The 12,319-nt window shown below is 63.9% G+C and carries 10 protein-coding genes; all 10 read left to right on the forward strand.

Annotation, left to right across the window (positions count from 1 at the left end):
• Positions 1–32: 32 nt before the first annotated feature.
• Complete coding sequence (trpB, locus tag AC6CDK_RS08655) at positions 33–1,223, forward strand: tryptophan synthase subunit beta (RefSeq protein ID WP_039643625.1); 1,191 nt, start codon at positions 33–35, stop codon at positions 1,221–1,223.
• Between the two features lie 370 nt (positions 1,224–1,593).
• Positions 1,594–2,241 (forward strand): transglycosylase SLT domain-containing protein, encoded by a 648-nt coding sequence (locus AC6CDK_RS08660; RefSeq protein WP_039643627.1) that lies wholly within the window; start codon positions 1,594–1,596, stop codon positions 2,239–2,241.
• 16 nt (positions 2,242–2,257) lie between these two features.
• A complete protein-coding gene (locus tag AC6CDK_RS08665) occupies positions 2,258–2,761 on the forward strand; it encodes an LEA/WHy family protein (RefSeq protein WP_039643629.1) in 504 nt (167 codons plus the stop codon).
• Positions 2,762–2,884: 123 nt separating this feature from the next.
• Positions 2,885–5,104 (forward strand): methyl-accepting chemotaxis protein, encoded by a 2,220-nt coding sequence (locus AC6CDK_RS08670; RefSeq protein WP_052269386.1) that lies wholly within the window; start codon positions 2,885–2,887, stop codon positions 5,102–5,104.
• A gap of 34 nt (positions 5,105–5,138) precedes the next feature.
• Complete coding sequence (gene trpA, locus AC6CDK_RS08675; RefSeq protein WP_039643631.1) at positions 5,139–5,933, forward strand: tryptophan synthase subunit alpha; 795 nt, start codon at positions 5,139–5,141, stop codon at positions 5,931–5,933.
• A gap of 81 nt (positions 5,934–6,014) precedes the next feature.
• Positions 6,015–6,857, forward strand: coding sequence for an acetyl-CoA carboxylase, carboxyltransferase subunit beta (accD, locus tag AC6CDK_RS08680; RefSeq protein ID WP_039643632.1), 843 nt, complete (start codon positions 6,015–6,017; stop codon positions 6,855–6,857).
• Between the two features lie 117 nt (positions 6,858–6,974).
• Complete coding sequence (locus tag AC6CDK_RS08685; protein ID WP_192905397.1) at positions 6,975–8,249, forward strand: bifunctional folylpolyglutamate synthase/dihydrofolate synthase; 1,275 nt, start codon at positions 6,975–6,977, stop codon at positions 8,247–8,249.
• 57 nt (positions 8,250–8,306) lie between these two features.
• Positions 8,307–10,379, forward strand: coding sequence for an LPS-assembly protein LptD (locus AC6CDK_RS08690; protein ID WP_192905398.1), 2,073 nt, complete (start codon positions 8,307–8,309; stop codon positions 10,377–10,379).
• A 16-nt stretch (positions 10,380–10,395) separates the two neighbouring features.
• Positions 10,396–11,472 (forward strand): dTDP-glucose 4,6-dehydratase, encoded by a 1,077-nt coding sequence (rfbB, locus tag AC6CDK_RS08695; protein ID WP_192905399.1) that lies wholly within the window; start codon positions 10,396–10,398, stop codon positions 11,470–11,472.
• Positions 11,469–12,311 (forward strand): dTDP-4-dehydrorhamnose reductase, encoded by an 843-nt coding sequence (gene rfbD, locus AC6CDK_RS08700; protein ID WP_066357205.1) that lies wholly within the window; start codon positions 11,469–11,471, stop codon positions 12,309–12,311. Before rfbB ends, rfbD begins: the two co-directional genes overlap by 4 nt.
• Positions 12,312–12,319 lie beyond the last annotated feature (8 nt).

Raw genomic sequence — 12,319 nt, forward strand, 5'->3', positions numbered from 1 at the left:
ACCACTACACGAATACAACCACTGGAGGATATATGAAATTACCCGACAGGCAGGGCCACTTCGGCCAGTTCGGCGGCCGCTACGTGCCGGAAACCCTCATGCCGGCCCTGCTGGAGCTGGAGCAGGCCTACAACCACTACCGGCACGACCGCGAGTTCAAGGAGGAGTTCGACTACTACCTCCGCCAGTACGTGGGGCGGCCCAATCCGCTCTATTTCGCCGAAAAGCTCACGCAAAAGCTCGGGGGCGCGAAGATTTACCTCAAGCGCGAGGACCTGAACCACACCGGCGCCCACAAGGTGAACAACACCATCGGCCAGGGGCTCCTGGCCAAAAGGATGGGGAAGAAGCGGGTCATCGCCGAGACCGGCGCGGGGCAGCACGGGGTGGCCACGGCCACCATCGCGGCCCTGTTCGGCATGGAGTGCGAAGTCTTCATGGGGGAGGAGGATATCCGGCGCCAGGCCCTGAACGTCTTCCGGATGAAGCTCCTGGGCGCCACGGTCACGCCGGTGACCGCCGGGACCGCCACCCTGAAGGACGCCATGAACGAGGCCCTGCGCAACTGGGTGACCTACATCCACAACACCTTCTACGTGATCGGCACCGTGGCGGGGCCCCACCCCTATCCGGCCATGGTGCGCGACTTCCAGGCGGTCATCGGCCGGGAGGCCAAGGCCCAGCACAGGAAGGTCGAGGGGCGGCTGCCGGATGTGCTGGTGGCCTGCGTCGGCGGCGGCAGCAACGCCCTGGGGCTCTTCTATCCGTTCCTCAATGACCGCGAAGTGCGGATGGTGGGGGTGGAGGCGGCGGGCCACGGCATCGCCTCCGGCGCCCACGCGGCGCCCCTGTGCGCGGGGAGCGTCGGGGTCCTCCACGGCAACAAGACCTACCTGCTTCAGGACGAGTTCGGCCAGATCGCCAATGCCCACTCCATATCCGCGGGTCTCGACTACCCCGGCGTCGGCCCGGAGCATGCCTGGCTCAAGGATGCGGGCCGGGCCGAGTACGTGTCGGTTACGGATGAGGAGGCCCTGGCGGCCTTCACGCTCCTTACCCGCGAGGAGGGGATCATGCCGGCACTGGAGTCGTCCCACGCCATCGCCCACGTGGTGAAGCTGGCGCCGACGCTGCCGAAGGAGCAGACCATCGTGGTCTGCCTCTCGGGCCGGGGGGACAAGGATATTCATACCGTGGCCGATGCCATGGGGGTATGCTTTTAGGTGCTCGATATCCGGGGGAAATTCGCTGAAAATGCAGTGTAACATATTGAAAGTAGAGGCGAATCTCAGAAAAAAGCTTGACAAGGCAAACTGTTTTAACTTATAACTTATTTCGCCTGTAAAATAGAACAGGCACAGGGAAAGGACCCCACAGGGGTCCTTTTGCCGTTTCTGCAACGGTTCTCATTCATTGACCAACCTGTCCATAGCCATCGGGCGGCCCCGTTGCCGTCCCCGTTTGGTCCCGCCCGCTGTCCGGGGCGAGGCCGAAATTTACTGAAAGGAGGTTTCAGCCGGAGCCGTTCCCACTGATCACCGCCCGTACTTCGGACCGTCCGGCAAAGCTGCGTACCCCGACCAAAAAACCACTATGAAAAAGATGATACTAGTATTGGCAGGAACGATGCTCTTCAGCGTCTCCTGCAACCAGAGCGGACTTCGCAAGGAAGCCGGTCCGACGGCACACTTCGCCGCCGCGACCGATCTGGAGGTCCGCAGGCTCATGGAGCAAGGCGTCGAGTATGATGAACGACAGCGCCAGGCCCGGGCCATCGCAGTCGTCTTCGCCAAGAGGACGACCCCTGAGCGCGCCCACAAGCTCGCAGCCCTCTGCTACCTGAAAACCCTCGGCACCGACCTCATGCCGCTCGACCTGGCGGAAATAGCCCTCTCGGAAACCGGTTCCCTCGGATTCAATGCCAAGGCAGTCTCGCCCAAAGGGGCGCTCGGCGTGTGGCAGTTGATGCCGTACCGCGCCGCCAGCCACGGTTACCGGCCCGAGGAGATGCAGGACGACGAGAAGTGCGCCGAAGCCGCCGTGCGGGAGCTCTACAGCAAGCTCGACATGGCAAACGGCGACCTTGTCCGTGCCAAGAAACTTTACTGTGGCGTCGGCCCCGAGGCCGATGCCTACGAGATCAAGCGGCGCCGCTACCGGAGAGAGATCCTCCGTGAACTGGAGCCGTCGCTTCCGGTGCGGGCCCAGGAGCTCCGCATCGAAGTGGAGCAGGCTTCATGACAGGAGTGGCTTTCCCGTGAAACAGGTAGTGTTTGCCTCATTCATGCTGCTCTTTCTTTCGGGCTGCTCCCTGTTCCTCTCCGAACCGCGGGTCGCGGTCAAGGATGTGGCAGTGACCCGCATCGGAGCGGACGGGGTCGATATCGAGCTGCTTCTCGGCGTGACCAATAACAACTCCTTTGCCCTGACGCTGACCGGGTACAGCTATGATCTCCAGGTGCTGGCTCTCCCCCTGACCACGGGGGGAGACCGACGGCGCATCGAATTCCCCGGCACCGCCACTACCGATGTGCGCCTTCCTTTCCGCGTCCCCTTCCGCTCTGTCATGGAGATTCTCAAGCGGCATCCGGACCCGGCCGCGATTCCCTACCGGCTGACCGGGGCGCTGGAGGTCGAGACTCCCCTGGGGGCCAGGCTGGTGCCGGTGAGCTCGACGGGCACTTTTTCAGTACCGCAGCGGTACCGTCCCGCAGAGATCCTTAAAGGATTCACAGGAGCCATCAACAGCCTCCGGCGCTGATCGTGCACCCCATGCGGCGTCACGCATCACCGGCGTGGCGCCTCCTTTTCGCTTGATAATGCGGACACCCCTCTGATATATCAGAATCCATCACCTCTACGTGTCCCTTCGGAGTTCTCCGCCATGTTCAAGGAAATGAAACTCGGTTACCGGCTCATCGGCTCCTTTGCCATCATGGCCGTCATCGTCGCTGTCACAGGATTTATCGGCATCCGCTCCATCGGGATGGTCGGGAGCCGGGTTTCGGATCTCATGCAGACCCGTGCGGACCAGCAGAAGCTGGCGTTGCAGCTCCAGGCCGCCGAGCGCACCAGCCGCGTCGCCCTGCTGGAAGCGATGATGGGGCACGTGGATGCCAAGACCATGGCGACGAACGTGGAGTCCTACCACAAGAACCGGGACATCTTCAGGCGCTACAGCAATGCGCTGCGCAAGGGTGACCCGGCCCTGGGCATCCGGCTGGGCGCCGTCGATACCGTCATGGAAGAGCACGCCAAGGCGCTCATGGAGACCTGGAGCGAGTATGAAAAGGTGGCGGACAAGATCATCGCCTACAAGGCAGGGGTCCTGAGCGGCTCGGAGTCCCCTTCGGCGCTCGTTGAGTCCCGGCTCATCTCCGAACTGTCCGGGGCGAGCGAATTCGTTGCCCGCGACATCGATGACCTCATCGAGACGGTCAAGGGGCTGATGCAGGCGGTGGGGCAGGAAACGCGCCAGATCCGGGCTTCGGTCAGCATCACCTTCGTCATCGTCATCATCGGGGCTGCCGTGCTGGCCTTCGTCTTCGGCGTCGTGGCCACCCGCAACATCATCCGGCGGGTGAACATGATGGTCAAGGCGCTGAACAAGGGGGCGGAGGGGGACCTGACCGTCCGGGTGACCACCAGTGCCACGGACGAGCTGTCGCTGCTCGGCCGGGACTTCAACATCATGCTGGAAATGCTGGGAGAGCTGGTCCGGAAGGTGAACCACTCCCTGGTGGAGGTGGGGCAGATTTCCGCCAACATCTTCGAGGCTTCGCGCCGGGTCATGGCTGCGGCGGAAGTCCAGGCCGAGGGGGTGTCCCTGACTTCGTCGGCCGTTGCCCAGATCAATACCTCCATCAAAGAGGTGTCCCGCGGCGTCGACGGCCTCTCCCTTTCCGCCTCGGAAACCTCGTCGTCGATCCTTGAAATGGCCGCCAGCATCGAAGAGGTGGCCGTGAACGTGGACTCCCTGGCCCAGGCCGTTGAGGAGGTGAGCTCTTCGGTGATGGAGATGGCCGCGTCCATCAAGCAGATCGCCAACAGCGTCGTGAGCCTCCAGGATGTGACCACCACCACTGCCTCGTCCGTGGCCGAGATGGACAGCTCGATCAGGCAGGTGGAGAAAAACGCCATGGAGACCGCTGCCATTTCCGAAGAGGTGCGGCGGGATGCGGAAATGGGCAAGGCCTCGGTTGAAGCGACCATTGCCGGTATCCACGAGATCAAGCGTTCTTCCCGGATCACCTCGGAAGTGATCGAAACCCTTTCCGTCAGGGCCACCGACATCGGCGCGATTCTGTCGGTCATCGACGAGGTGGCCGAGCAGACCAACCTGCTGGCCCTGAACGCCGCCATCATCGCGGCCCAGGCGGGCGAACACGGCAAGGGATTCGCCGTTGTGGCCGACGAGATCAAGGAACTGGCCGAGCGGACCACCAGTTCCACCCGCGAGATCGCCCAACTGATCAAAGGGGTCCAGGACGAAACCGCCCGGGCCGTGGAGGCCATCGACCTGGCCGAAAAGAGCATCGCCGACGGCGAGGCCCTGTCCCATAAATCGGGCGAGGCCCTGGCCAAGATCGTTTCCGGCGTCCAGGGGGCCACGACCCAGGTGGAGAGCATTGCCCGGGCCACCATGGAACAGGCCAAGGGAAGCCAGATGATCCGCAGCGCCATGGAGCGGGTTTCAGACATGATCGCCCAGGTGGCCAGCGCCACCCGTGAGCAGGGCAAGGGGAGCGACATGATCATGGCCGCCGCGGAGCGGATGAAGGGGCTTACCTCCCAGGTCAGGATCTCCACCCGTGAGCAGAGCAAGGTGGGCTCGTTCATCGCCCGTTCCACCGAGAACATCACCGACATGATCCAGCAGATCAAGCGGGCCTGCGACGAGCAGTCGCGGGGCAGCGACCAGATCATCCGCGCCGTGGAAGACATCCAGGAGTCGACCTCGACCAACCTCGGCTCGGCGCGGATGATGGACGATGCGGTTTCGCGGCTGTCCCGCCAATTGGAGGTCCTTGAGCGGGGGATGAGCAGTTTCAAGGTGGAGGATCGGCACCCCGGAACCGGGGCCGGGGACCTGCGCACTCCCTGAAACCCAGACCGGCAACCATTCCGAAAGGCTTCCCATGAGCAGAATCGCTGGCACGTTTGCCGAGTTGAAACATAACGGCCGCAAGGCCCTCGTCACCTTCATCACCGCCGGGGACCCGGACCTGGCCGCCACGGAAGCGCTGATTCCGCTTCTGGCTGAGAGCGGCGTCGACATCGTGGAATTGGGCGTTCCCTTTTCTGATCCCATGGCCGACGGCCCCACCATCCAGCTCTCTTCCGAACGGGCGCTCGCCGCGGGGACGACCCTGCCGAAGATCCTCGACATGGTGCGCCGCGTCCGCACCCGCTGCCAGGTGCCCATCGTGCTCATGGGCTACTACAATCCGATCCTGATCCACGGCCCTGAGCGCTTTGCGGCGGATGCCTCGGCCGCGGGGGTCGACGGCGTGCTCCTGGTTGACCTCCCCCCGGAGGAGGCGGTTGAGTTCACGTCATGTGCCGACCGCCACGGGCTCGATGTCATCTTTCTCCTTACCCCCACCTCCGATGAGGGGCGCATCCGGAAAGTGGCGCGGCAGGCTCGCGGCTTCGTCTATTACGTGTCGGTGACCGGGGTGACCGGTGCGCGGAACGGCGTGGAGGAATCCGTTTCCGCCAATGTGGCCGCCATTCGCGGGGCGGTCGCCGTGCCGGTCGTGGTCGGCTTCGGCATCTCGACCCCCGGCCAGGCTGCCCAGGTGGCCGCCTCGGCCGACGGCGTGGTGGTGGGAAGCGCCATCGTCAAATTGTTCGAGCGCTTCACGGGCCCCGAGCTCGGGCGAGAGGTCACAGCCTTCGTTTCCGCGCTGCGCGAAGCGATCGGAAATTGACTTTAGCTGACTTTTTTGGTAATAAAACTTTTCAATTTCACTAAAAAATCCGGGATGCGAACGTCCCGACGGAGTGACGACATGGCGTGGTTCAAACGCGACAAGGCACCGGGCGCGGCTGACAAGAAGGTGAAAGTTCCCGAGGGTCTCCTGACCAAGTGCGTGAGCTGCAAGGAAAACCTTCTGACCAAGGACCTGGAGAAGAACATCAATGTCTGCCCCAAGTGCGGACACCACTACCGGATCTCGGCCCGCCAGAGGATCGATCTGCTCCTGGACCCCGGCAGCTTCACGGAATACGATGCTGTCATGACCTCGGTGGATGTCCTCGATTTCAAAGACTCCAAGAGCTACAAGGACCGGATCCAGCAGGCGGTTGCCAAGGGGGGCTCGCGCGACGCGGTCATCTGCGGCGAGGGCGCCATTGAGGGTATCCCGGTGCAGATGGCGGTCTTCGACTTCTCCTTCATGGGGGGGAGCATGGGGAGCGTGGTGGGCGAGAAGATCACCCGCGCCATCGAGCGGGGGATCGAGAAGCGGACCCCGGTCATCATCATCTCCGCTTCGGGCGGTGCGCGGATGCAGGAAAGCATCCTGTCCCTGATGCAGATGGCCAAGACCTCGGCGGCCCTGGCCAAGCTCAAGGAGCTGGGGCTTCCCTATATTTCCATCCTGACCGATCCGACCACCGGCGGGGTGACCGCCAGCTTCTCCATGCTCGGCGACGTCAACATGGCCGAGCCCAAGGCACTCATCGGTTTCGCCGGCCCGCGGGTCATCGAGCAGACCATCCGCCAGAAGCTCCCCGAAGGGTTCCAGCGGGCCGAGTATCTCCTGGACCATGGCATGGTCGACGTCATCGTGGAGCGCAAGGAGATGCGGGCGAGCCTCGCCCGGATACTTTCCATGCTGTATCGCGGCTGACTCCCGTTCCCGACCGGGATACGCACGAATGGGGCCGGTTCGTTGACCGGCCCCTTTTTCGTGCCAAGTCAAATCAGTGGACATTTATCCTTCCATTTCCTATAATTCCGGCCAGCAATGACCTACGGGGAGATCCTGGCACATATCTACGGCCTGCGGCGCTTCGGCATCAGGCCGGGACTCGAACGGATCGCCACTCTCCTCCAGCGGCTCGGCAACCCCCAGGAACGGCTCAGGGTCGTCCATGTGGCCGGGACCAACGGCAAGGGGTCAACGGCCGCCTTTCTGGCTTCCATTCTGGCGGAGGGGGGATACCGGGCAGGACTTTTCACCTCTCCCCATCTCACCCGCTTCACCGAACGGTTCAGGGTCAACGGCAGGGAGATCGCCGAGGAGAGCGCCGCGCGCGTGGCCGGGCAGGTCCTGGCAAACGCGCCGGAAGGAACCACCTTTTTCGAGGTGGTGACGGCCATGGCGCTGCTCCATTTCGTCGAGGAAGGGGTTGACGCGGCGGTTCTCGAAGCGGGAATGGGAGGCGGTGCCGATGCCACGAGCGCAGCCACGGGAATCCTGACGGTCATCGCTCCCGTTGCCCTCGACCATTGCGAGTGGCTGGGCGACACCATCCCGGCCATCGCCCGGGAGAAAGCAGGCCTCATCAGGGCCGGCCGGCCCGTGGTCCTTTCGCGCCAGCCGGCTGGAGCCCGTGACGTCTTCATTGAGCGCGGTCGCAGCCTGGGGGCTCCCCTGGTATGCTTCGGTGCTGATTTTTCCGCCGCGTGGGATGAATCGTCCCTCGTCTATGACGGGCTGTCGCTTCAGCTTGCGGGCCTGCGGCCCGGCATCGGCGGCCGCTATCAGTCGGCGAACGCAGCCACGGCCCTGGCCGCCGCCGAGATCCTGGCCGATAACGGCTTCCGTCTCGACTCCTCCGCGCTACGGGCGGGCATCGATGCGGCCCGTTGGCCCGGCAGGATGGAACTCTTGTCCGGCGCCCCGCGGGTGCTGCTGGACGGCGCCCACAATCCCGACGGTGCCCGGGCGCTCGCCGACTCGCTGACCGATTATCCCCGACAACGCCTGATCGTGGTGACCGGCGTCATGTCTGACAAGGATGCGGCGGGGATTCTCGCCCCTGTTCTGCCCCTGGCCCATGAGGTGGTGGCGGTCACGCCCGCGGTTGAGCGGAGCCTTGATGCCGGACGCCTCGCTGAACTGTGCCGGGAGAAAGGGCTCAATGCCGTTGCCGGCGGCACCGTAGCCGAGGGGCTCGATCTCGCCCGGCAGCGGGCCGGCGCACAGGATCTCATTCTCGTCTGCGGCTCCCTCTTCACGGTGGGCGAGGCACGGGCGATTCTTCTCTCGCAGCGATACGAGCCGTTTCGCGGCTGACCGGCAACCGGCCATGCCGCTCATGTGCAGTTAACGACCCGGACACGGAAACCGTCCATGCCATTGAATCCCATCCGTATAGCTGGAGGCATCGTTCTCGCGCTGCTCCTGGCCCCGCCCCACGCGGCCCGGGGCGCTGGCGGGGGCGAGGAGCCGTTCTACCTCGATGCCGACACCCTGACCCATGAGGCGGCCGGCGACACGGTGGAGGCGAGCGGCAACGTGCGGATCAGGGGGAGGGGGATGACGCTCCTCTCGGACCGGGCGTTCCTGTTCGGCGACAAGGAGGAGGCCGAGGCCCGGGGGAACGTGATCCTCATGCGCGATGGCGATACCCTGCGCGCGGACCGGATCCGGCTCAACTACCGGACCGACACCGGCGTGGTGGAAAACGGCGCTGCCTTCATGCCCAAGGGCAACTTCCACCTGCGGGCGCAGCAGATGGAAAAGCGGGGTCCCGACGCGTATCGCCTGGAACGGGGGGTCTTCACCACCTGTGACGGGGACAATCCAAGCTGGAAGTTCTCCGCTTCCGAAATCGACGTGAACGCCGAGGGCTACGCCACCGGCAAGAACGCCCTGTTTTACGTCAAGGACGTGCCGCTCCTCTACTTTCCCTACCTCATCTATCCCGTGAAACGCGAGCGGCAGTCGGGCCTGCTCACGCCCCGCACCGGCAACTCCAGCAAAAAGGGATTCATGGTGGACCTGGCCTATTACTGGGCCATCAGCCCCAGCCAGGACGCGACCTTCAACCTCGACATCCTGACCAAGCGCGGAACCGGGCTCGGCGTGGATTACCGCTACATCCGGAAGCGGGGCAGCGAAGGAAACCTGCGGGGCTTCGTCATCTACGATACCGAGCAGCAGCGTTTTCGGGGCGACCTCTCCCAGCGGCACCAGGAGATCGTTTCGGATACGTTCAACCTGAAGTCCGACATCAACCTGGTGGCCGACCGGAATTTCTACCGGGACTACGCAGAAGAGAGCGGGGTTTACAACCAGAGCCAACTGGAGACCACCCTTTCGGCCACCAAGTATTTCGATCGTCACATCCTTTCCGGCGAGTTCCGCTACGTGCAGGACCTGCGGGAAGAGGTTCCCGACAACCGCAAGACCCTCCAGAAGCTCCCCACCATAACCCTGACGGGCATCCGCCAGCGGCTGTGGGAAACCCCGGTGTTCTTCTCCTTTGATTCCAATTTCATCAACTTCTACCGCAGGGAGGGGATCAAGGGGCAACGGCTCGACCTCTCCCCCGTGCTCACGGGGTACGCAAAACCGTTCGGTCCCCTGGAAGCCGCCGCCTGGGTCGGCTACCGCCAGCGCCTCTACTATGCCCACGGCGTGGAGAGCGGCGAAGGTATCCGCGGATCGGGGCTCTTTTCGGCCGGGACCTCGCTTTCCTCAACGCTTTCGCGGGTGTTCGAAACGGCCAGTCCCACCATGCCCCGGGTCCGCCACGTGATGATCCCCGAGATTCGCTACAACTACGTGCAGGACCGGGACCAGGAATCGCTTCCGTTCTTCGATTACAACGACCGCATCGTGCACGAGAACCGGGTCGTCTACTCCCTGACCAATTACGTGACCGGCCGGTTTGACCGGGGCGACGAGCCGCCCGAGTACCGGGACCTGCTCTATCTCCGCATCGCCCAGGGCTACGAGTTCAGCGGCACCCGCCGCGATCTCCTCACCCTGGTGGATGAGAAGCGGCACTTTACCGATGTGCAGGTGGAGGCCGCGGTGCACCCCCACCGGCTGGTGTCGCTATCCACCGACCTGCGCTACAATCCCTACCGCACGGTCCTTTCCACGGTGGCCGTGTCGGCCGATGCCCGCGACGAAAAGGGGAATGCGGCCGGCATCACCTACCGCCACGCCCGGGACGAGGTGGAGTACCTGGAGGCGAAGGCATCGCTGGCCCTGTTCTCACCGGTGTTCGCCACTTACGCCAACCGGTATTCCTTTGATCGCAAGGGGACCCTCGAGTCCTTCTATTCGCTGGAGTACCGGCACCAGTGCTGGAGCGTGAGCTTCTCCTACCGCGACCGGCCCGATACCAACGAGTTCTTCGTCACCTTTGCCCTGGCCGGCATCGGGTCGGTGGGCAAGATACGGGCATTCTAATTCCCAGGAGGTTGTCATGGGTGACTCCTTTTCCCCTTCCGCCGTGCTCGTGACCGGCGGCGCCGGCTTCATCGGCTCCAATTTCATCAACCACTTCCTGCCGGCGAACCCCGGTTGCCGGGTGATCAATCTGGATATCCTCACCTATGCCGGCAATCTGCGCAATTTGACCGCCGTGGAGCAGAACCCGGCCTACCGCTTCGTGAAGGGCGACATCGGCGACGCAGAGCTGGTCCGGCGCATCCTGGCCGAGGAGCGGATCGACGCGGTTGTCCACTTTGCCGCCGAATCCCACGTGGACCGCTCCATCCTGGGACCGGAGATTTTCGTGAGGACCAACGTCCTCGGCACCCAGGTGCTCCTGGAGGAGAGCCGCCGCCACTGGAAGTCGGGCGCGGCGGAGCGCTTGCGCTTCCTGCACGTTTCCACCGACGAGGTGTACGGGACCCTGGGGGAAACCGGCTACTTCACCGAGGAGACCCCCCTGGCCCCCAACTCCCCCTACTCGGCGAGCAAGGCCGGTTCCGACCTGCTGGTGCGGGCCTACAACGAGACCTTCGGCCTGCCGGTCCTGACCACCCGCTGCTCCAACAACTACGGCCCCTTCCAGTTCCCGGAGAAACTGATCCCGCTCATGATCCACAACATCGTGGCCGGAAAGCCCCTGCCGGTGTACGGCGACGGCCGCAACGTGCGCGACTGGCTCCATGTGAAGGATCATTCCACGGCCATCGAGACGGTGCTCAAGGAAGGCAAGCCGGGCGAGGTCTTCAACGTGGGGGGCAACAACGAGTGGTTCAACATCGATATCGTGCACCTGCTCTGCGATCTCCTGGATGAACGGCTTGGCAGGGTCGGCGGTGAAAGCCGCGGCCTCGTCACCTTTGTCAAGGACCGTCTCGGCCATGATCGCCGCTACGCCATCAGCGCTGCCAAGATCAAGCGGGAGCTGGGGTGGGAGCCCTCGTACACCTTCGAGCGCGGCATTGCCGAAACCGTGGACTGGTACCTGGCCAACCGCGCCTGGGTGGACGAGGTGACGTCCGGCTCCTACCGGGATTACTACGAAACACAGTACGGAGGCGGGCAATGATCCTGGTGGTCGGTGCCAAGGGAATGCTCGGCCGCGACCTCATGCGGGTGCTGCCGGGGGACGTGCGGGGGGTCGACATCGAGGAGATCGACATTACCTCGCCGGAATCGGTACGGCGGGTCATTCTGACCCTGAAGCCGCGGGTGGTGGTGAACTGTGCCGCCTACACCGATGTGGACGGCTGCGAGACCAACGCGGACCTTGCCATGGCGGTGAACGGCGAGGGGGTGGGGCACCTGGCCGCCGTGACCCGCGAGATCGGGGCGCTGCTCGTGCAGGTGAGCACTGATTACGTGTTCGACGGCACCAAGGGGAGCCCCTTTCAGGAGGATGATCCGGTCAATCCCCTGAGCGTGTACGGCAGGTCGAAACTTCTGGGCGAGGAACAGGCCCGCTGGAATCCGGACCATCTCATCGTCCGGACCCAGTGGCTCTACGGGCTCGGTGGCAAGAACTTCGTGGAGACCATGCTGCGCCTGTCGACGGAGCGGAGCGAAATCGCCGTGGTGGACGACCAGTTTGGCTCCCCCACCTGGACAGTGGACCTTGCCCTGGCCATCAGCGAACTGATCGAGAACAACTGCCGCGGCACCTATCATGCCGCCAACAGGGGGATCTGTTCCTGGTTCGAGTTCGCCCGGGCCATTTTTGCCGAAGCAGGAGTGGAGATGACCGTCCGGCCCCAGACCACCGCCCAACTGGGGCGCCCGGCCCCGCGTCCCCTCTATTCGGCTCTCTGCTGCGACAAGTTGACCCGTGACACGGGACTCGCACTGGAAGGCTGGCGCGAAGCCCTTGCCACCTATCTCGAAAAGCGGCGCGAAGCCGGATTGTCCTGACGGAGGAA

It is taken from the genome of Geobacter sp. PheSNFMC (assembly GCF_059620965.1).

Coding starts and splice junctions, on each gene's coding strand:
- trpB (WP_039643625.1), top strand. CDS start 33: ATGAAATTACCCGACAGGCAGGGCCACTTCGGCCAGTTCGGCGGCCGC.
- AC6CDK_RS08660 (WP_039643627.1), top strand. CDS start 1,594: ATGAAAAAGATGATACTAGTATTGGCAGGAACGATGCTCTTCAGCGTC.
- AC6CDK_RS08670 (WP_052269386.1), top strand. CDS start 2,885: ATGTTCAAGGAAATGAAACTCGGTTACCGGCTCATCGGCTCCTTTGCC.
- trpA (WP_039643631.1), top strand. CDS start 5,139: ATGAGCAGAATCGCTGGCACGTTTGCCGAGTTGAAACATAACGGCCGC.
- accD (WP_039643632.1), top strand. CDS start 6,015: ATGGCGTGGTTCAAACGCGACAAGGCACCGGGCGCGGCTGACAAGAAG.
- AC6CDK_RS08685 (WP_192905397.1), top strand. CDS start 6,975: ATGACCTACGGGGAGATCCTGGCACATATCTACGGCCTGCGGCGCTTC.
- AC6CDK_RS08690 (WP_192905398.1), top strand. CDS start 8,307: ATGCCATTGAATCCCATCCGTATAGCTGGAGGCATCGTTCTCGCGCTG.
- rfbB (WP_192905399.1), top strand. CDS start 10,396: ATGGGTGACTCCTTTTCCCCTTCCGCCGTGCTCGTGACCGGCGGCGCC.
- rfbD (WP_066357205.1), top strand. CDS start 11,469: ATGATCCTGGTGGTCGGTGCCAAGGGAATGCTCGGCCGCGACCTCATG.